The organism is Streptomyces mobaraensis NBRC 13819 = DSM 40847 (assembly GCF_017916255.1).
GTDB classification, from domain to species: Bacteria; Actinomycetota; Actinomycetes; order Streptomycetales; family Streptomycetaceae; genus Streptomyces; species Streptomyces mobaraensis.
In genome coordinates this window covers 1,544,767-1,565,591 of the sequence record NZ_CP072827.1, presented here as the reverse complement: position 1 = coordinate 1,565,591, position 20,825 = coordinate 1,544,767, and the positions used below count along the sequence as shown (strand labels likewise).

12 protein-coding genes, 1 tRNA gene and 1 pseudogene are annotated in these 20,825 nt (G+C 73.3%); 13 read left to right on the top strand and 1 reads right to left on the bottom strand.

Annotated features, from left to right (window positions below; genetic code table 11):
• Positions 1–802 precede the first annotated feature (802 nt).
• From J7W19_RS06205 to J7W19_RS06145, 13 genes and pseudogenes are all read left to right on the top strand, one after another.
• A complete protein-coding gene (locus J7W19_RS06205; RefSeq protein ID WP_004946064.1) occupies positions 803–1,768 on the top strand; it encodes a beta-ketoacyl-ACP synthase III in 966 nt (321 codons plus the stop codon).
• An 89-nt stretch (positions 1,769–1,857) separates the two neighbouring features.
• A complete protein-coding gene (locus tag J7W19_RS06200) occupies positions 1,858–7,650 on the top strand; it encodes a type I polyketide synthase (protein ID WP_210455299.1) in 5,793 nt (1,930 codons plus the stop codon).
• An 89-nt stretch (positions 7,651–7,739) separates the two neighbouring features.
• Positions 7,740–10,907, top strand: a pseudogene (locus J7W19_RS06195) (type I polyketide synthase); the annotation flags it as partial.
• A gap of 33 nt (positions 10,908–10,940) precedes the next feature.
• On the top strand, positions 10,941–12,242 hold the full coding sequence (gene aceA / locus J7W19_RS06190) for an isocitrate lyase (protein WP_210455297.1): 1,302 nt from the start codon (positions 10,941–10,943) through the stop codon (positions 12,240–12,242).
• A 65-nt stretch (positions 12,243–12,307) separates the two neighbouring features.
• On the top strand, positions 12,308–13,327 hold the full coding sequence (locus tag J7W19_RS06185) for an acyl-CoA desaturase (protein WP_004953955.1): 1,020 nt from the start codon (positions 12,308–12,310) through the stop codon (positions 13,325–13,327).
• A 111-nt stretch (positions 13,328–13,438) separates the two neighbouring features.
• Positions 13,439–15,070 carry an AMP-binding protein gene (locus tag J7W19_RS06180; RefSeq protein ID WP_040892416.1) on the top strand — a complete coding sequence of 544 codons (1,632 nt, stop codon included), beginning with the start codon at positions 13,439–13,441 and terminating at the stop codon, positions 15,068–15,070.
• A 199-nt stretch (positions 15,071–15,269) separates the two neighbouring features.
• Entirely contained in the window at positions 15,270–15,479 is a 210-nt protein-coding gene (locus tag J7W19_RS06175; RefSeq protein WP_078588255.1) for a hypothetical protein, read from the top strand.
• On the top strand, positions 15,463–15,975 hold the full coding sequence (locus J7W19_RS06170; RefSeq protein WP_004953946.1) for a DUF6879 family protein: 513 nt from the start codon (positions 15,463–15,465) through the stop codon (positions 15,973–15,975). Before J7W19_RS06175 ends, J7W19_RS06170 begins: the two co-directional genes overlap by 17 nt.
• Positions 15,972–16,805, top strand: a complete 834-nt coding sequence (locus tag J7W19_RS06165) for a helix-turn-helix domain-containing protein (protein ID WP_040892413.1) — start codon at positions 15,972–15,974, stop codon at positions 16,803–16,805. Before J7W19_RS06170 ends, J7W19_RS06165 begins: the two co-directional genes overlap by 4 nt.
• A gap of 552 nt (positions 16,806–17,357) precedes the next feature.
• Entirely contained in the window at positions 17,358–17,495 is a 138-nt protein-coding gene (locus J7W19_RS06160; RefSeq protein WP_162835720.1) for a hypothetical protein, read from the top strand.
• 14 nt (positions 17,496–17,509) lie between these two features.
• The gene (locus J7W19_RS06155; RefSeq protein ID WP_004953942.1) at positions 17,510–18,697 is read left to right on the top strand and encodes a cupin domain-containing protein; all 1,188 of its coding nucleotides are present in this window, start codon (positions 17,510–17,512) and stop codon (positions 18,695–18,697) included.
• Positions 18,694–19,599: an aldo/keto reductase gene (locus J7W19_RS06150; protein ID WP_004953939.1), complete on the top strand. Its 906-nt coding sequence runs from the start codon at positions 18,694–18,696 to the stop codon at positions 19,597–19,599. The genes J7W19_RS06155 and J7W19_RS06150 overlap by 4 nt, the downstream gene beginning before the upstream one ends.
• Positions 19,580–20,434, top strand: coding sequence for a hypothetical protein (locus tag J7W19_RS06145; protein WP_004953936.1), 855 nt, complete (start codon positions 19,580–19,582; stop codon positions 20,432–20,434). The genes J7W19_RS06150 and J7W19_RS06145 overlap by 20 nt, the downstream gene beginning before the upstream one ends.
• Before the next feature lie 87 nt (positions 20,435–20,521).
• On the opposite strand, the gene J7W19_RS06140 is transcribed toward J7W19_RS06145, so the two are convergent.
• Positions 20,522–20,606: transfer RNA gene (locus J7W19_RS06140), tRNA-Leu, on the bottom strand.
• Positions 20,607–20,825 lie beyond the last annotated feature (219 nt).

Sequence of the window (20,825 nt, the reverse complement as noted above, 5' to 3'; positions counted from 1 at the left end):
GCGAAGGATTCACCCCGTGTTCCCCGTTCATGTGCTTCCCAACTCCCTGAGGGAATGTCCGCCGAAGGAGAGAGGGCAGGAGGTCTGTAAGAGGCGGTCGAGCCTCACGGCGCACGGATGTGCCGGCGCCGTTCTGCGGAGTCGCGGAAACACGGACACGATCGGCCATTCCCCCTTCGGCCTGATGTCGTTCGGCGCGGCCTCGACGGCCGCTCTTGCCAGTGGTGGCCCACCCCCTCGTCAACCGTTCTCCGAGGTCACCGGAGGGGCCGGGAAGTCAGGACAACTCCCGGTCGGTGGTTCATGTTTGAAATGTGCTCGGCCTGAACCTCTCGGTGGCTACGGGCGATTCGCCCCGCTCGCGAAGCCTAGGACGATGAGGGGTCCGATACAAGCTTTCGGATCATGCCCGGACGTCCGGCCGGCCGGGCCGCGGCGGGACGCCGGGCGGGCCGGTCCGGCACGCCGTGTGCCCAGCGGTAACCCGTTGGGGCGTCCGGGGCCCGAGGGGCGGCGCCCAGGGGTCCCCGGCCGGCCGGACGCCCCGCCGGACGGTGCGCCGCCGTGCGCCGCGCACCCGGAAGCCGGGGGCGTGCGCCCGCCGCGGCCACCCGGCCGTTCCCGCCGGCCCGGCCGAACCACGGCCCCGCCCGCTGGGTCCGACGGGCGCCACGGGCGCGACACGACGCGGCGGCACCCCGCCCACCGGCGGTCGCGACCGCACCCACCAGCCGGCACGGAGGTGCCGGGCCACCCGCCCGTCCCGCCGTCCCCCGCCGCCGACCCGACGAGGTGAGCCACCTTGATCACGCCGCCCCCACAGACCCGTTCCCCCGGTTCCCGCATCGCGGCCGTCGCCGGCGTCCGCCCCGAGCGGATCGTCGACAACGAGACGCTCGGCGCGCCCCTCGGCGTCACCGCCGAGTGGATCGAGCGCCGCGTCGGCATCCGCGAACGCCGCTTCGCGGGCGCCGACGACTCGGTGCAGTCCATGGCCGCCACCGCGGCGGGCAAGGCCCTCTCCGCCGCCGGCCTCACCCCCGCCGACGTCGACCTGCTGGTCCTCGCCACCTGCTCGCTGCCCTCGCCCATGCCCAACGGAGCCGCCTCGGTGGCCGCCCTGCTCGGCGTCCCCCGCATCGCCGCCTTCGATGTCAACGCCGCCTGCGCGGGCTTCTGTTACGCGCTCGGCGTCGCCGACGGCCTGGTGCGCTCCGGCACCAGCCGGCGGGCCCTGGTCGTCGGCGCCGAGCGGATGACCGACTGGGTGGACCCCACCGACGTGGACACCGCCACCGTCTTCGCCGACGGCGCCGGCGCCGCGGTCGTCGTCGCCGACGAACGCCCCGGCATCCACCCGGTCGTCTGGGGCGGCGACGGCGACCAGGCGGGCCTGGTCGCCATCCCCGGCCGGCACGGCAGCGTGACCATGCGCGGCCAGGCCGTCTACCGCTGGGTGACCACCGAACTCGTGGCCGTCGCCGAGGAAGCCTGCGCCCGCGCCGGCCTGGCCCCCGCCGACCTGCGAGGCTTCGTCACCCACCAGGCCAACCTGCGCATGATCGAGCGGCTGGCCGAACGCCTGGGCGCCGACCGGGCCGCCGTAGGCCGCGACATCGTCCACACCGGCAACACCTCCGCCGCGTCCGTCCCCCTCGCCCTGTCCCGCCTCATCGACCTCGGTGAGGTCAGGTCCGGGGACCCCGTGCTCCTCATGGGCTTCGGGGCGGGCCTCAGTTACGCCGCACAGGTCGTCCGCTGCCCCTGAGGGGCCCGGCCGGACGCGACGCGGCGACCGCCGACCGACCCGCACCACCGAGAGTTCCGACCCGAGAGCACGTCAGCGAGGGGATGCACGTGAGTACTGCGGAATCCGCCGGCAACCGCACCGCCGGCTCCCTCGCCGGGCAGGTGGCCGAGGCCGCGCCCGGCGACCGTCTGCGCAGGGTCCTGGACGCCGTGCTCGCCGAGACGGCGGACCTCCTCGGCCGGACGCCCGACACCATCGATCCGCACCGCGCCTACCTCGACTACGGCTACAACTCCCTCGCCGCGCTGGAACTCACCGGCCGGCTGAGCCGCGCCTTCGGCCTCGACCTGCCGCTGACCCTGCTGTTCGACCACCCCAACCCACGGGCCGTGGCGGGCGAACTGCTCGGCCGGCTCGGGCTGGACACGGCACCCGCCGAGGACGCCGCCGCCGACGAACCCGCCCCGGAGACCGACGACGACCCCGTCGTCGTCATCGGCATGGCCTGCCGCTACCCGGGCGACGCCGACTCGCCCGCCGCCCTGTGGCGGCTGGTCGCCGACGGCCGCGACGCGATCACCGGCTTCCCCGAGGACCGCGGCTGGCCCCTCGGCGAACTCCACCACCCCGACCCCGATCACCCCGGCACCAGCACCACCCGGCACGGCGGTTTCGTCCGCGGCGCCGCCGACTTCGACGCCGACTTCTTCGGCATCAGCCCGCGCGAGGCCCTGGCCATGGACCCGCAGCAGCGGCTGCTCCTCGAAGGCACCTGGGAGGCGTTCGAGGACGCCGGCCTCGACCCCGCCGCGCTGCGCGGCTCCCGAACCGGCGTGTTCGCCGGCGTCTCCGGCGTCGACTACAGCTACGTCGCTCACGCCGACGGCCGGAACCTCCAGGGCTACTGGGGCATCGGCACCCTCCCCGCCGTCGCCTCAGGCCGGGTGGCCTACACCTTCGGCCTCGAAGGCCCGGCGCTGACCGTCGACACGGCCTGCTCCTCGTCGCTCGTCGCGGCCCACCTGGCGATGCAGTCGCTGCGCCGTGGCGAGTCCTCGCTGGCCATCGTCGCGGGCGTCACCATCGCCGCCACCCCCACCGTCTACCGGGAGTTCTCCCGGCAGCGTGCCGTCTCCCCGGACGGCCGCTGCCGCGCCTTCGCCGACGCGGCCGACGGCACCGGCTTCTCCGACGGCCTCGGGGTCCTGCTGCTGGAACGCCTCTCGGACGCGCGGCGGAACGGCCACCGGGTGCACGCGGTGCTGCGCGGCTCGGCGATCAACCAGGACGGCGCCAGCAACGGCCTCACCGCCCCCAACGGCCCGGCGCAGGAGCGGGTGATCCGGGCGGCGCTGGCGGACGCGGGGCTGTCGGCGGCGGACGTGGACGCGGTCGAGGGACACGGGACGGCGACGACGCTGGGGGACCCGATCGAGGTCCAGGCGCTCCAGGCCGCGTACGGGGAGCGGTCCTCGGACCTGTGGCTGGGGTCGCTGAAGTCGAACATCGGGCACACGCAGGCGGCGGCCGGGGTGGGCGGGATCATCAAGATGATCTGCGCGCTGCGGGCGGAGCGGCTGCCGGCGACCCTGCACGTCGATCGTCCGACGGGGAAGGTCGACTGGTCGAAGGGGCCGGTGCGGCTGCTGACGGAGGAGCGGGCGTGGCCGCGTACGGACGGAAGGGTCCGCCGCGCGGGAGTGTCGAGCTTCGGCGCCTCCGGGACCAACGCCCACGTCATCGTCGAAGAGCCGCCGCCCTCCGAGCGGCCGGCCTCCCGCCCGTCCACCGACGGCCCGCTGGCGTGGCCGGTCTCGGGCCGCACCCCGACCGGACTGGCCGCGCAGGCACGGAAGTTGGGGGAGTGGGTGCGGGCGCACCCGGACGCCGATCCGCTGGACGTGGCGTTCTCGCTGGCGACGACGCGCGCGACGCTCTCCCACCGCGCGGCGGTGGTCGGCCGTACCCGCGACGACCTCCTCGCCGGCCTCGACCGCGTCGCCGCCGACGGCCCGGCCGCGCGCGGGGGCGGGCCCGCCGGCCGGATCGCCTTCGTCTTCCCCGGCCAGGGCTCCCAATGGGAGGGCATGGCCACCGGACTGCTCGCCTCCGCACCGGAGTTCGCGGCGGAGATGGAGCGCTGCGCGGAGGCGCTCGCCCCCCACACCGACTGGAACCTGCTCGACGTCGTCAAGGGCGTCCCCGGCACGCCCCCGCTCGACCGCGTCGACGTGGTCCAGCCCGTGCTGTTCGCCGTCATGGTGTCGCTGGCCGCCCTCTGGCGCGCCCACGGCGTCGAGCCCGACGGGGTCGTCGGGCACTCGCAGGGCGAGATCGCCGCCGCGTACGTCGCGGGGGCGCTGACCCTCGACGACGCGGCCCGGATCGTCGCCCTGCGCAGCAAGGCGATCCGCGGCCTCGGCACCGGCGGCGGCATGCTCTCCGTCGCCGAACCGGTGGAGGACGTACGGGCCCGGCTCGCCGCGCTCGACGGCGGACTCTCCGTCGCGGCGGTCAACAGCCGCTCCTCGGTGCTGGTCTCGGGCCCGGCGGAGGCGCTGGACGAGCTGTACGAGGAGTGCGACGCCGACGGCGTGTGGGTGCGGCGGATCCCCGTCGACTACGCCTCCCACTCGCCGCAGGTCGAGGGCGTCCGCGAGGAACTGGCCGCCGCCCTCGCCCCGGTACGTCCCCGGACGGCCGGCGTCCCCTTCCACTCCACCGTCACCGCGCGGCCCGCCGACACGGCCGGGCTCGACGCGGACTACTGGTACACCAACCTGCGCCGGCCGGTCCTCTTCGAGGAGACCCTGCGGCACATGGCCGGTGCCGGCTACCGGGTCTTCGTCGAGATCAGCCCGCACCCCGTGCTCACCGCTCCGGTCGGCCAGATCCTCGACGACACCGACCCGGCCGGCTCCGGCCTGGTCGTCGGCACCCTCCAGCGCGGCCACGGGGAACCGGACGACTTCCTGCGCTCCCTCGCCGAGGCGTACGCGGGCGGCGTCGACGTGGACTGGTCCCCGACCTACGCGCACGCCGGCCCGCGCCGCGTCGACCTCCCCGGCTACGCCTTCACCCGGCAGCGCTTCTGGCCCACCGCCGGAGACCGGACCGAGGCGGGGGACCTCCGCACGACCGGCCTCACCCCGGCCCGCCACCCGATCCTCGCGGGCGGCGTCCCCCTGGCGGCCGGCGGAGGCCACCTGTTCACCGGCCACGTCTCCCCGGAACGCCACCCCTGGCTCGCCGACCACACCGTCCACGGCGAAATCGTCGTCCCCGGAACGGCGCTGCTGGAACTCGCCGCGACCGCGGGCACCCGCCTGGGCACTCCCGTCGTCGAGGAACTGACCCTGGAGGCACCCCTCCTCGTCCGCGACGGCGGCTGCGCGCTCCAACTCCACGTCGCGGAACCCGACGCCGCCGGGCGCGCCGCGTTCACCCTGCACGCGGAGGACGGCGCGGACGGCTGGACGCGGACGGCGTCGGGGGTGCTGGCGGCGGGGGCGCCGGTGGGGGCGGCCGCGAACACCGCGCCAGGGGCGGCGGAACGGGCGGGCTTCCGGTCGGCGCCGGGGAACCCCGCGCTCCGGCCCGGCGAGTCGGCGGACGGCACGCCGGGAGCGGACGGGGCCGGTACCCGGCCGAGTCCGTCGGCCGGGGCGGCGATCGGCGCCACCCCGCCCCCCACCGCCTGGCCCCCCGTGGACGCCACCCCCCTCGCCCTCGACGGCCTCTACACCCGCCTCGCCGAGTGCGGTGTCGCGTACGGGCCCTGGTTCCGGGGCGTCCGCGCCGCCTGGCGGTACGCGGACGGGATCGCCGCCGACGTCGTCCTCGACGCGGGCGGCGACGCCCCCGACGTCCGCCACCTGCTGCACCCCGCCCTCCTCGACGCCGCCTTCCACGCCGCCCTCGCCGACCGCACGGACGGCGCGTCCGGCGCGGCGCTGCTGCCGTTCGCCTGGTCGGGGGTGCGGCTGCCGGACGGCGGGAACGCGCCCCGGGAACTCCGGGTGCGGCTCGCGCCCACCGGCGGGGACGCCGTGCGGATGACCGCGCACGACGCGGAGGGGCGCCTCGTCGCCTCCGTGGAGTCGGTGCTCGCCCGGCCGGTGACGGCCGACCGGCTCGCCGCCGCCCGGCCGGTGGCCGCCGACTGCCTGTTCACCATCGCGTGGACGCCCGCGGCCGGGACGCCCGTCCCGCCGCCGCCCGGGTCCGTGGCGGTGCTCGACGCCACCGGCGACTGGCCGTTCCCCGCCTACGACCCGGCCGACCCCGACCCCGGCCTCCGCTGGCTCGTCGTCCCCGTCACCCCGCCCGAGGGCGCCGCGCCGCCCGCCGCCGCCCGCGCGCTGACCGGCCGCGTCCTGGCCCTGCTGCGCGAGTGGCAGGCGGACGGGCGGCCGGGCGCGGAGCGCACCGACGGGCCGCGCCTGGCGTTCGTCACCCGCACGGCCGTGGCCGCCCGGCCCGGGGACGAGGCCCGCCTCGCGCCGGACACGGCCGCCGTGTGGGGCCTGGTGCGCAGCGCCCAGGCCGAGCACCCGGACCGGTTCGCCCTCGTCGACCTCGACGAGGCCGCAGGGCCCGCCGAACTGACCCGCGCCCTGGGCCTGGACGAGCCCCAACTCGCCGTCCGCGAAGGGACACCGCTCGTCCCCCGGGCCGCCCGGGGCCGGGCGGCGGCCGGCACCCCCTTCGACCCGGAGGCGACCGTCCTGGTCACCGGCGGCACCGGCGGCCTGGGCGCCCTGGTCGCCCGGCACCTCGTCGCCCGGCACGGCGTCCGGCACCTGCTGCTCGCCGGCCGCCGTGGCCCCGACGCCCCGGGCGCCCGCGACCTCGCGGCCGACCTCACCGCCCAGGGCGCCGACGTCCGGATCGCCGCCTGCGACGTCTCCGACCGCGACGCCCTGGCCCGGCTGCTCGACTCCGTACCCGCCGACCGCCCGGTGCGCGCCGTCCTGCACGCCGCCGGCGTCCTGGACGACGCGCTCGTCACCTCCCTGACCGACGAGCAGCTGGAACGCGTGCTGCGCGCCAAGGCGGACTCCGCCTGGCACCTGCACGAGCTGACGCGCGGCCTCGACCTGACGGCGTTCGTCCTCTTCTCCTCCCTCGCCGGCGCCCTCGGCGGCCCCGGCCAGGCCAACTACGCCGCCGCCAACACCTTCCTCGACACCCTCGCCCGGCAGCGCCGCGCCCAGGGGCTGCCCGCGGTCTCCGTCGCCTGGGGCCTGTGGGCGGAGCGCAGCGACATGACCGGCCACCTCAGCGGCGCCGACACCGCACGGCTCGCCCGGGACGGCGTCCGCGCCCTGACCGCCGACGAGGGCCTGGCCCTCTTCGACGCCACCCTCGGCTCCGCCGACCCCGCGCCGCTGGCCGCCCGGCTGGACACGGCCGCCCTGCGCGCCCAGGCCGAGGCGGGGACGCTGCCGGCCGTGCTGAGCCCGCTGGCCCCGGCCGCGGCCCGGCCCGCCGGATCCACCGCCGGGCCCGCCGCGCTCCTCGCCGACCTCGCCGCCCGTACCGGCAAGGAGCGCGCACGGGCGCTCCTGCGCCTCGTCCGGAGCGAGATCGCCACCGTGCTGCGGTACCCGGGACCGGACGCCGTGGGCCCCGACCGGCCGTTCGGCGAGCTCGGCTTCGACTCGCTCGGCGCCGTCCAGCTCCGCAACCGCCTCGGCGTCGTCACCGGCCTGCGGCTGCCCGTGACGGCGGTGTTCGACCACCCCACCCCACGGGCCGTCGCCGCGCTCCTCCAGACGGGGCTGTTCCCGGACGCGGAGGAGCCCGGTCGGGAGAGCCCGGACGACGAGGAAGCGGCGCTCGACGCCATGGACACCGAGACCCTGGTCCGCCTGGCACTGCGCGGCGGCGACGAATGAGGGAACGAGAGATGACCGTCGACAACCACGACCTCGTGGCGGCCCTCCGGGCGGCCATGAAGGAGAACGCCCGCCTCAAGCGGCGGAACGCGACCGCCGACGACCCCGTCGCCGTCGTCGGCATGGCCTGCCGCTACCCGGGCGACGCCGACTCGCCCGCCGCCCTGTGGCGGCTGGTCGCCGAGGGCCGCGACGCGATCACCGGCTTCCCCGAGGACCGCGGCTGGGACATGGACGCCGTCTACCACCCGGACCCCGCCCACCCCGGGACGAGCTACGTCCGCACCGGCGGATTCCTGTCCACCGCGACGGAGTTCGACCCCCGCTTCTTCAACGTCGGCCGCCGTGACGCGCTGGCGATGGACCCGCAGCAGCGGCTGCTCCTCGAAGGCACCTGGGAGGCGCTGGAGGAGGCCGGGATCGACCCGGACACCCTGCGCGGCAGCGCCACCGGCGTGTTCGCCGGCGCGATGTTCCAGGACTACGCCTGGGTCGCGCGCTCGCGCGCCGACCAGGTCGCCGGCCGCTGGGGCACCGGCACCCTCGGCAGCTTTGTGTCCGGCCGGGTGGCCTACACGTTCGGCTTCGAGGGCCCGGCTCTGACCGTCGACACGGCCTGCTCGTCGTCGCTCGTCGCGACTCATCTGGCGATGCAGTCGCTGCGCCGTGGCGAGTCCTCGCTGGCCGTCGTCGGCGGTGTCACCGTCCTCGCCACGCCCAGCGTGTTCGTGGAGTTCTCCCGGCAGCGCGCGCTGTCCCCCGACGGCCGCTGCCGCGCCTTCGCCGACGCCGCCGACGGCACCGGCTGGGCCGAGGGCATGGGCGTCCTCGTCCTCGAACGGCTGTCGGACGCGCGGCGGAACGGGCACCGGGTGCACGCGGTGCTGCGCGGCTCGGCGATCAACCAGGACGGCGCGAGCAACGGCATGACGGCGCCCAACGGTCCGGCGCAGGAGCGGGTGATCCGGGCGGCGCTGGCGGACGCGGGGCTGTCGGCGGCGGACGTGGACGCGGTCGAGGGACACGGGACGGCGACGACGCTGGGGGACCCGATCGAGGTCCAGGCACTCCAGGCCGCCTACGGGGACCCCGGCGAACGCCCGTTGTGGCTCGGCTCGTTGAAGTCGAACATCGGGCACACGCAGGCGGCGGCCGGTGTGGGCGGGATCATCAAGATGATCTGCGCGCTGCGGGCGGAGCGGCTGCCGGCGACCCTGCACGTCGATCGTCCGACGGGGAAGGTGGACTGGTCGCGCGGCCGGGTGCGGCTGCTGACGGAGGAGCGGGCGTGGCCGCGTACGGACGAACGGGTCCGCCGCGCGGGGGTGTCGAGCTTCGGCGCCTCCGGGACCAACGCCCACGTCATCGTCGAAGAGCCGCCGCCTTCGGAGCGGCCGGCCTCCCGCCCGTCCACCGGCGGCCCGCTGGTGTGGCCGGTGTCCGGCCGGATGCCGTCCGGACTGGCGGCGCAGGCAAGGCGGTTGGGGGAGTGGGTGCGGGCGCACCCGGACGCCGATCCGCTGGACGTGGCGTTCTCGCTGGCGACGACGCGCGCGACGCTCTCCCACCGCGCGGCGGTGGTCGGCCGTACCCGCGACGACCTCTGGGCCGGCCTCGACCGCGTCGCCGCCGGCCAGGCGGCCCCCGGCGTCCTGCTGCCCACCCGGGCCCGCCCCGGCAGCGTCGCCTTCGTCGTACCGGGACCCGACGGGCGGCACCCGGACGGGGTACGCGAACTCCTCGCCGCGGAACCGGCGTTCGCCCGCCGCATGGAGGAGTGCGCGGAGGCGCTCGCCCCGTACACCGACGGGAACGTGCTCGACGCCGTCGGGGAAGCCCCCGGCACCCCCGCGCTCGAACGGGCCGTCTCCTTCGCCGTGACGGTGTCGCTGGCGGCGCTGTGGCGCGCGTACGGCGTGGAGCCGGACGCCGTACTGGCCGCGCCGGGCGGGGAGGCCGCCGCCGAGGTGATCGCGGGACGGCGCACGCTCACCGAGGCGGCGCGGGCCCTGACGGAAGCGCCCGCCGACGCGGAACCGCTGGCCGAGAGCGTGCGCGCGAGGCTGGCCGAGGGCTTCCAGGCGTTCCTGGACATCGGCCTCCGGCCGACGCTCACCGACGCGCTCACCGCCGCCGTCTCCGCCGCGGGCGGCGACCCGGACGACTTCCTGATCACCCGGCCGACGGGCGGGGACGCGACCCCCGGACACACCGCGTTCCTCCGCTCCCTCGCCCAGGCACACGTCGGCGGCGTACGCGTCGACTGGCGACCGCTGTTCGACGGGCGCGGCGCACGCGCCGTCCCGCTGCCCACCTACCCGTTCCAGCGGCAGCGCTACTGGCTCACCGAGCGCGCTCCCGAGCGCACTCCCGACCGGCCCGCCGTCCCCGCCGGGCCCGCCGAGGGGGAGACCCGGCGCGGCGGTACGTACACCCAGCTGCTCCGCCGCGCTCACGTCGAACACGCCATCTCCGAGGCCGTACCGCTGCTGGCGGCGGCGTCCCGCTTCCAGCCGTCCTTCGCCTCGACCGCGGAACTGGCCGGCTCCGCGCGCTCGGTCCTGGTCGCGGACGGCGCCCCGGACCCGGTGGTGGTCTGCGTCCCGTCGTTCCTCGCGGGCTCCGGCCCCCACCAGTTCGCCCGCCTCGCCGCCGAACTGCGGCCCAGGCTGCGGACGTCCGCCCTGGTGCTGCCGGGCTTCGGCCGGTCCGCGCCGCTCCCGAAGTCGTGGTCGGCCGCCGTCGACGCCATGGCCGAGGCCACCGCCGAGGCCGCCGGGGGCGCGCCGTTCTTCCTCGTCGGCCACTCCGTGGGCGGGCTGATGGCCCGCGCGGTCGCCGAGCGCCTGCTGCGCTCCGGCACCCGGGCGCGGGGCGTCGCGATGATCGACACCTACGACATCGACGACGCGGAGGAGCGGGAGGCCCTGTTCGTCTGGGCGATGAGCGAGATCCTCGACCGGGACCCCACGGGCGTCGTCGTCAACGACGAGAACCTCATGGCCATGGGCGCCTATGTGCGCCTCTACGCCGAGTGGGAGCCGGTGGAGGTCGACGTCCCGACCCTCGCCGTCCGGGCCGTGGCCCCCGAGGCGTCCCACGGCGCCCCCGTCGACCCCACCTGGAAGGCCGCCGACGCGGCCGAACCGGTCCCGGCCGACCACTTCTCGATCCTGGAGGACCGGGCCCCCACCACCGCCCGCGTCCTCGGCGCCTGGTTCGACCGGGTCCGCACCGACTCGCCACGCCGGGCCTGACGGCCCCACCACCGATGCAACGAGGAGTCACCGATGTCCCACAACCCCCCGCCGGCGCAGCCCACCACCGCCGCGGAGCTCGCCGACCGCTGGACGACCGACCCCCGCTGGAAGGGGGTGGAGCGGACGTACTCGGCGGAGGATGTGGTGCGGTTGTCGGGGAGTGTGCGTGAGGAGCATTCTCTGGCGCGGCGGGGTGCGGAGCGGTTGTGGCGGGAGTTGCACGAGCGGGATTACGTGCATGCGCTGGGTGCGTTGACCGGTGGTCAGGCGGTGCAGCAGGTGCGGGCGGGGCTGCGGGCGATCTACCTGTCGGGGTGGCAGGTGGCGGCTGATGCCAATGTGGCCGGGCAGACTTATCCGGATCAGAGTCTGTATCCGGCGAATTCGGTGCCGCAGGTGGTGCGGCGGATCAACAACGCGCTGCTGCGGGCGGATCAGATCGCCACGGCCGAGGGGGACGCCTCGGTGGACTGGCTGGTGCCGATCGTGGCGGACGCGGAGGCGGGGTTCGGTGGGCCGCTGAACGCGTTCGAGCTGACCAAGGCGATGATCGCGGCCGGTGCGGCGGGCATCCACTACGAGGACCAGCTGGCGTCGGAGAAGAAGTGCGGGCACCTGGGCGGCAAGGTCCTCGTCCCCACCGCCCAGCACATCCGCACCCTCAACGCCGCCCGCCTGGCGGCCGACATCGCCGACGTGCCCACCCTGATCGTCGCCCGCACCGACGCCCTGGCGGCCAACCTCCTCACCAGCGACGTCGACGAACGCGACGCCCGCTTCTGCACCGGCGAGCGCACCGCCGAGGGCTTCTACCGCGTCGAACCGGGCATGGCCCCCGTCATCGCCCGCGGCCTCGCCTACGCCCCCTACGCCGACCTGCTGTGGATGGAGACCGGCACCCCCGACCTCGACGAGGCCCGCGCCTTCGCCGAGGCGATCCACGCCCGGTACCCCGACACGATGCTGGCCTACAACTGCTCGCCCTCCTTCAACTGGAAGGCCGCCCTGGACGACGACCGGATCGCCAAGTTCCAGCGCGAACTGGGCGCGATGGGCTACCGGTTCCAGTTCATCACCCTGGCGGGGTTCCACTCCCTCAACCACGCGATGTTCGACCTGGCCCGCGGCTACGCGGAGCACGGCATGACGGCGTACGTGGAGTTGCAGGAGCGGGAGTTCGCCGCGCAGGAGCACGGCTTCACCGCCGTCCGCCACCAGCGCGAGGTCGGCACCGGCTACTTCGACCTCGTCACCACCGTGCTCAACCCGGACTCCTCCACCACCGCCCTGACCGGCTCCACCGAGGAGGAGCAGTTCCACCCGGCGCCCTGAGCGCCGCCTTTACGTCCTGTCCGTGTCCTGTCCGTTGTTCGTTCCCGCTGGAAGGGGTTGAGGAAATGGACGGCAGGGAGCACCGCTGGTTCATCCTCGGCGCGTCCGTCATCCCGCTGCTGGGGGTCCTGGCCTCCATGGCACTGCTGTGGAACAAGATCTTCACCTGGTCCGACGCCGTGGTCCTCGTGATCATGTACGCGATCTCCGGGTTCGGGATCTCCACCGGCTACCACCGCATGCTCACGCACCGCTCGTTCGAGACCTACAAGCCGATCCGGGTCGCCCTGGCCACCGCCGGCGTCATGGCCGGGCAGGGGCCGCCGCTGATCTGGGCCGCCCACCACCGCAAGCACCACCGCGTCGCCGACAAGGAGGGCGACCCCCACTCGCCGCACCTGGACTTCCCGCCCGGCTTCAAGGGCACCATGACCGGCCTGTGGCACGCCCACCTCGGCTGGCTGTTCGACGAGAAGCTGACGTCCGACCCGATGCGCTACTGCCCGGACCTGGTCCGCGAGAAGCCGCTGCGCTGGCTGAGCGAGCACCTGGTGCTGGTCACCGCCGCGGGCTGCGTGCTGCCCGGCCTGCTCGCCTTCGCGATCACCGGCGGCAGCGTCACCGCGGGCCTGACCGGCATGCTCTGGGGCGGCCTCGTGCGTATCTTCCTCATCAACCACATGACGTACGCGGTGAACTCCGTCGGCCACTACTTCGGCCGGCGCCGCTTCGAGACCACGGACGAGTCCCGCAACGTCGCCTGGCTGAGCCTGCCGTCGTTCGGTGAGGCCTGGCACAACAACCACCACGCCTTCCCCCGGTCCGCCCGGCACGGCATGAAGTGGTACGAGGTCGACCTCTCCGCCATCCTCATCTGGGGCCTGGAGAAGACCGGCCTGGCCTGGAAGGTCATCCGGATCGACCCGGAGCGCATGGAGATGCGCGAGGCCGGCATCAGCCGGGTGAGCGGCGGCTCCACCGCCGACCAGGCCCAGCTCCTCAAGTCCCAGCAGCACCTCGCGCCCCTCGCGGAGCGCAGGAAGAGCGACCAGCCCACCGACCCCACCCTCGTCGACGTCGAATGACGCCGTCCGGCGCCGGTGCGCGCACACCGCACCGGCCCGGACGCACCGACCCGTCGGGACCACCACCACGGGTCCGTCGGATCCACCACCAACGGGGAGTACGGCCACACCATGGATTTCTTCTCCGCCCTGACGAACGGGTCCTCGCGCGGCGTCCTGCACGCCTGGTCGGGCGACGCCTTCGACCACACCCCCTGGCGCGACGTCGTCCGGGACGCCCACGGCATGGCCGCCCGGCTGCGCGCCCTCGGCGTACGCCCCGGCACCCGCGTCGCCTGCATCCTCACCAACACCCCCGACACCGTCCGCGGCCTGCTCGCCACCTGGCTGGCGGGCGGCGCCGTCGCCTCCCTCCCGCTGCCCACCCGCGGCCAGAGCCGGCAGGCGTACGGGGACCAACTCGTCGCCCTCACCGCCCGGCTGGACCCCGTCCTCCTGCTGGCCGACGACTGGATAGCGGCGACGCTCCCGGCCGAGCTGACCGCGTCCCTCCCCGTCACGGGCTGGACGACGCTACGAGCCGGAGGCCCCGCTTCCTTCGAACCGACCCCACCGGGCCGGGACGACCTGGCCTTCATCCAGTACTCCTCGGGCAGCACCAGCACCCCCAAGGGCTGCGCCCTCACCACCCGTGCCATCGAACGCCAGTTGGAGATCATCCTGCACCTGACGGGCGGCCGCCCCGGCGCCGACACCGTCGCGTCCTGGCTGCCGCTCTCCCACGACATGGGCATGTTCGGCTGCCTGCTCTACTCCTGGGCGTACGACTTCCACTTCGTCCTGTCCACGCCGGACCGGTTCGGCCTCGCGCCCCGGTCCTGGTTCCGCGACATGTCGGAGTACGAGGCCACCATGACGGCGGGCACCAGCACGGCCGTCTACCTGGCGGCCCGGGCCCAGGGGAGGGGCACCCTCCCCAAACCACTGCGCCTCCGAGCGGCGGTGATCGGCGCCGAACGCGTCGACTGGGACACCCTGGCCACCGCCACGGCCGCGTTCCGCCCCTTCGGCCTCACCGACACGGCGTTCCAGCCCGCCTACGGCATGGCCGAGGCCACGCTGGCCGTGGCGGGCAAACCCTGGGCCCAGGCGCCCCGGGCCCTCACCTTCCACGGCCCGTCCCTGGTGGAGGGCAAGGCGGTGGAAACCGCCCCGGACGACCCCCACGCCACCCGCCTCGTCTCCAACGGCGTCCCCCTCCCGGGCGTGGAGATCCGGGCCGGCGCCTCCGGCGGCGTGGCCGAGATCGAGGTGGCCTCGCCCAGCCTCGCCCAGGGCTACTACGCCGACCCGGCCCGCACCGCCGAACGCTTCCCCGACGGCCGGCTGCGCACCGGCGACCTCGGCTTCCTCCACGACGGCGAGCTGTACGTCCTCGGCCGGGCCGACGACATGCTCTCGGTCGGCGGCCGCAAGGTCTATGCCACGGAGATCGAGTCGGCCGTCGACTCCATGCGCAACATCCGCAAGGGCTGCGCGGCACTGGTGGACGCCGGCGACACGGGCGCCACCCGCCTCGTCCTCATGGTCGAACCCCAGGGCAACCCCAAGGACTTCCGCCCCATCGCCGAAGAGGCCGCCACCCTGGCCCTGGAAAAGGCCGGCGTGGCCCTCTCCGAATGCCTCTTCCTCCCCCGAGGCGTCCTCCCCAAGACCCCCAGCGGCAAAATCCAACGCTTCCGCTGCCGCGCCCTCCTCACGGACACCACCTTCGCACCGGTGGCGCGGGTGCCCTTGAACTGAGCACGGGGGAACGGCCCCGGCCGTCACGCGAGACGGCCGGGCGCCGGTCACGCGGTTGTCGCACAGGGATATTGGCCACGAGCGGGACCTGTTTATGCAAGTACGCGCATAGTCGCGTTCACGCATGGACGCGTGGCGCCGCCCCCTCTATTGTCCGTGGGCAGGCGGCCCGAACGGGGTCGGAGCCAAGGGGTTTGGCATGTCAGAACGTTCGGCACTCACCCGGCTCACGGGCAACGGCAACGGCGCGTGCGGAGAGAAGGACTGCCCGAACGTGTACCGCACGGCCACGGGGTCGTTCGTCGTGCAGGGTGACGTGTCCAACGCCTTCACCACGCCCTCCGGGGAAGGGCTCGTGGAAATCCCGGAGGCGGTTCTCAGGGAGGCGTTCCGTGCACTTGGATGGTGACGCGTGGAATGGCTGCTTCGATTCCATGGAGCGTGAGGCGTGGCGGCTGGAAACGCTGCCCGTCTACACCGTGCCGCAGGAAGCAGAGAGGCTGAAGCGCTTCCTCGCCGGGGAGAAATCCCCGGACGATTATATGTCGGCCTGGATGGACGAGATTCGGCAATGGGCCTCGGAAGGGAAGAGCGTCGGCAGGGTGCACGTCGTGACTCGCCCGCTCTCCGATTACCTCCGGTTCGAGTTCGAGTATTACTACCGGCACCATGTGAAGGCGGGCGAGGGTATCCGCATTCTCGACCTCACCGACCGAGAGAACCCCGGGCTTCCGGATCAGGACTTCTGGATGTTCGATGAGTCCAAGGTGGTCCTGATGAACTACCGGGCGGACGGGACGCAGATCAACCGGGAACTGTACGAGGGTGATCCTGAGCCGTACCGGCAGTGGAAGCGGATTGCCGTTGCCGAATCGGTTCCATTCCTGGAGTACGTGAGCGGGTGACGTTCGACCCGTTACAGCCGGGGCAGCCGAAGCAAGAATTGGCCGCCCTGCTGAAAGAACTACGCAAGCGAGCCGGCCTCACTGGGGACCGGCTCGCTCGGCGTTGCAACATGTCCCAATCGAAGATCAGTCGGATCGAGAACGGGAAAGCGCAACCGAGCCTGCTCGACCTGGAGAGAATCCTCCGGGCTGTCGTTGCTCCGCCCGAGGTCATCGAGGAGGTCATTGCCCTCGCGAGGCTGGCCAACACCGAGTGGCAAGATCTGCGCTCGCTGCGGCGAAGGGGGCTGGAGAGGAAGCAGACCGAACTTGCCGCGCTCGAATCCTCCTCTACCGAGTTCCGTTTCTTCCTGCTCTCGATGATTACGGGACTGCTGTCCACCCCTGAGTACATCCGCGCCAGTCTCGCCCATTCCCCAGCTGATGTCACTAAGACGATCGCGAGGAAGTTGGAGCGGCAGGAGGTTCTTTACGACACGAAGAAGCGGTTCACCTTCATCCTCACCGAACAGGCCGTGAGGTGGCCGCTCCTGCCCCCGGCCGCGATGGCGATGCAGATTGACCGGCTGGCCTCACTGACCCACCTGCCGAATGTGAAGCTCGGTGTCATCCCAATCGCGGGGTACAAGCCCATGGCTCCGATGGACACCTTCACTGTCTACGACAACACCCTGGCCACTGTGGAGAACACCACCGGTGTCGTGATCCTGAGAGATCCACGCGACATCGAAATGCATTTGGCACTGTTCTCGACACTGGAGGGGTACGCGCTGTTCGGGGCCGAAGCGCGAGCCTTGTTGACGGAGTGGGCTGCCGCCTGCCGTTCATGATCTTTAGTCCATGACGGGAAAGAACTACACAGCCGCCGATTTCTGGGCCAATGATTTCCCCCATGACAGCGGCCGAGCGAAACGAAGAGCGGGTGCGCTACGGCGTAGGTCGGGGGCTGGAGTACCGGCGGGCGTTCGGCCCTGATGGTGGTGTGCGCTCGTGACCGGGCGTATGACTCTGCGGGTGTCGTACGACGGCGGCCGGACGTACGGCCCGGTGCGTGAGGTGCAGGTGGAGCCGCGCAATGCGGTGATCCTGGGTTCGCCGACCAAGTACCCGCCGTGCGGGTGCCCTCGGTGCACGGGCCGCAGCTCGTTGCCTGCCAGTGCTCTCCGCCCCGTGGCGGTGGAGCCGAAGGCGACGTGATGGGTGGCTTGGGCCTGTGGGTGCTGCGCCACTTTGGCCGGTACGCGGGGCCGCTCTACCTGGCCGCGATCCTCGGCGGCTGTGCCCTGGTTCTCGCCGTGGCTCTTTGGTAACCGCATTGGCCGCTGTCTCTGATGCCTCCCGCCGGATTCCCGGTGGGAGTTCCCGAGAAGAGAGGTAGTCCGATGGTGGAAGAGAACACCACTTCGGTGACCCCCGAGGGGGGTGGCCTGCTCGTCGCGAAGCGGAAGATCGCGGCCGCGCGCACCCGTGCCGAGCAGGAATCCGACGTCAGCAGTGGCCGTTCCGACGGCAACGACTGACGGGAGCGCCCACGTTGCTTGACGCAGCCTCGTGGGCGGGGCGTCTGGGCGGGGACAAGTTCCTCGCCCAGACGTACCACCGCTCCTACGCGCACTTCCCCGGGGTCGCCGACACGGCAGGGATGTTCTCCTGGGATGACCTGAACCGGATCATCGCCACGCAGCGGCTGGAGCCGCCCCGGCTGCGCCTGTCGGTCGACGGCGAGACGGTCCCGCTGTACCGCTACGCGATCCCGACCACGAACCGCCGAGCGGTCACCTGGTCCCGCATCCAGCCGTCCGACTTCCACGCCCAGCTCAGGGACGGGGCGTCGCTGGTCCTGGACGCGGTGGAGAAGATCCACCCCTCCGTGGGAGCGGCTGCGGAGGGATTGGAACGCTTCCTCGGGACTTCCGTGCAGGCCAACGTGTACGCCTCGTGGACCGAGCGGGAGGGTTTCGGCCGGCACTGGGACGACCACGATGTGGTCGTAGTCCAACTGCACGGCTCGAAGCGGTGGCGCCTGTGGGGGATGACCCGTGAAGGGCCCACCTTCCGGGACGTGGAGTCGCCGGAGGAGCCGGAGAGCGACCCATTGGCGGACCTCGTTATGTCCCCGGGTGACGTGCTCTACCTGCCGCGCGGCTGGTGGCACTCGGTCACCGCTGACCAGGGGACAGAATCCCTTCACCTCACGTTCGGGATGGTCCCGCACACGGGCGCTGACCTGATGCTCTGGGTCGTCGACCAGCTTCGGGCGTCCCTCGCGCTCCGCAGGGACATCCCGCGCTTCGGCTCGCTGACGGAACAGGCGGACTTCACCGACGCGCTGCGCCGTGAGGTGGCCGACATGATGGCGGACCCGCGCCTCGTGGAGCGGTGGGCAGAGTCGATCGACACGACGGACCTGGGCCACGCGATCCCGTCCCTGCCCTACGTGGGCGGACTCCCCGCCCAGCGGGACATCACGGTCAAGCTCACCACTCCGAGGGGCCGCCTGACGGCCAACCGCGAACAGGGCACAGTCACCTTCTCGGCGGCCGGTACCGCGTGGGACTTCGCCGAGTCCGCCGCTCCCGCGCTGGGCACGCTGCTGACCAACCAGCCGACCACGCTGGGCGAACTCGCCGACTCCGCCGGGCTGGAGGTCAAGGAGGTGGCCGAACTGGTCTCCGTCCTCATCGACGGCCACGCCGTTGCAGTCGTGGGGACGGCGCTGTGACCGCCGCGCTCTGCCTGGGGACATACCGCGTGCGTGCCGTCAGTCAGGCGGCACGCACCGCCCTGGCCGCCGGTAGCCCCTGGGTGGACACGGCACCCAACTACGCCCACGGTCGGGCGCAGGAGGAACTGCGCCCGGTTCTCGGGGAGTACCCGACCGTGCGGGTAGCCACGAAGATAGGGTTCTTCACGGAGGAACAAGGCCGCACCGCCCTGGCTGAGGGCGTGCTCACCCGGGGAGAGGCGGCTGGTAGGCACAGCCTTGAGCGGGGCTTCGTCCGCTGGCAGACGGAGCGGTCGTTGGCCGCGCTCGGGCGCGTGGACCTGGTGTTCGTGCACAACCCCGAGCACCACGGGCACGGCCTTGACCGTTCCGCTCTGCACGGGCGTGTACGGGAAGCCTTCACGGCGCTGGAGGAGTTCGCCCAAGCGGGCCGGATCGGCGGGTACGGCGTCGCCACCTGGTCGGGCCTGACCTCCGGAGCGTTCAGCGTGCCCGAGTTGCTCACGCTCGCCCGGCAGGCGGCCGGTTCCGCCGAGCATCACTTCACGGGCTTGCAGATGCCCGTCAGCCTGATCATGGATGCCCCGATCGCACAGGCCCTGAACGGCGGCGGACCACTGGTACAGGCGAAGGATGCGGGGCTGATCACGTTCGGCTCCGCTCCCCTGCACGGGGGCGAACTCCTCGACGCCATGACATCCGAACTGGTGAACCTCATCCGCCCCGGCCTGTCGGCCGCAGCCGCTGCCCTGCTGGCCGCCGGCTCGTGCCCCGGCCTCGATGCCGTCCTCACCTCCGCGAGCACCCGCGACCACTGGGACGATGTGGCCAAGGCTCTGACTGCGCCGCTGACGGTCCGGGAACTCAGGAGGGTGACGGGTGAACTCGCCGGTGAATGAGGAGGTGCGGGCCCTGATGGAGGCCGCCCACGACCGGGCGGCCAAGGCACTGGGCCTCACCTGCACGGGGCCGCCGGCGTGGGGCTTCCTCGGTGTCACCCTCGGGCGCCGAGCGGGGGACCGGTGGCTACGGGTGAGCCGGACGGCGAGGAGGAACGCGGGCAGGAAGGCGGGGGAAGGCATCGTCGGCGCCTCGGAGCTGGTGCCCGACGGCGTGCCCCGCCCCCACCTGTACGCGGTGCATGACTGGACTGACGGCGAGTGGGCCTTCGAATCGGAAGTCCTGGACTACCTCACGCAACCCATCGTGTCCCCCGACCGGGCCGACATCGACCACGACCCGGGGCTGCCTGACGAGTGGTGGGCGGACCTCCGCCACGCCCTTGCCCTCCTCGCCGAAGCGGAGGGAGTGAAGACGACGGTCCGGGACGGCTGGATCGAACGAGCCTTCCCCCAGTTCCTCGGCATCCCCGCCCCCGCCACGGTGGAGCGGGTGACCGGTCACGGTGACCTGCACTGGGGCAACCTCACCGCCACGCCCCTGTGCCTGCTGGACTGGGAGCGGTGGGGACGGGTGCCCTTCGGCTATGACGCGGGACTCCTCCACGCCAACAGCCTCCTCGTTCCCGACGTAGCCGCCCGCATCCGCAAGGAGTTCGCACCGATCCTCGCCACTCCCGCCGGCCGAACCGGGGAACTCGCGGCCCTGGCCGAGATGCTGCAAGCCGTGGCCCGTGGCTGGTATCCCGACCTTACGCCCCACCTCGTAGCCCGTGCAGAGGCGCTTACCGGAGTGCGCCCACCTGTCCCGGTGCACTCCGAGGTGAGCGCCTGACTGCCCCCTTAGGCCGCGCCGTACTCGGATGGCCACGCCATGGTCAGAGAAACAAAAGAACCCCAGCTCAGCTGGGGTTCTTCGGTGTGTCCGAGGGGGGACTTGAACCCCCACGCCCGATAAAGGGCACTAGCACCTCAAGCTAGCGCGTCTGCCATTCCGCCACCCGGACCAGGTGTCGTTTCCTCGGGGTGTTCCCCGCGGCGACATGGAAAACAATACCAGGTTTCGAGCGGTGCTCGATCACCTGGGCGGGGGGCCGTCGCAGGGCTGCGACCAGCGGGTTCTTGCGGGAGTGTGTCGGCAGGATTGCGGCCTTGGGCTGGGGCGGCGGCGGGTGGAGGATGGCGGTGGACCCACGCCGGGGCCCGTGCGCGACGGCTCCCGGTGG

Coding starts and splice junctions, on each gene's coding strand:
- J7W19_RS06160 (WP_162835720.1), top strand. CDS start 17,358: ATGGTGGAAGAGAACACCACTTCGGTGACCCCCGAGGGGGGTGGCCTG.
- aceA (WP_210455297.1), top strand. CDS start 10,941: ATGTCCCACAACCCCCCGCCGGCGCAGCCCACCACCGCCGCGGAGCTC.
- J7W19_RS06175 (WP_078588255.1), top strand. CDS start 15,270: ATGTCAGAACGTTCGGCACTCACCCGGCTCACGGGCAACGGCAACGGC.
- J7W19_RS06180 (WP_040892416.1), top strand. CDS start 13,439: ATGGATTTCTTCTCCGCCCTGACGAACGGGTCCTCGCGCGGCGTCCTG.
- J7W19_RS06185 (WP_004953955.1), top strand. CDS start 12,308: ATGGACGGCAGGGAGCACCGCTGGTTCATCCTCGGCGCGTCCGTCATC.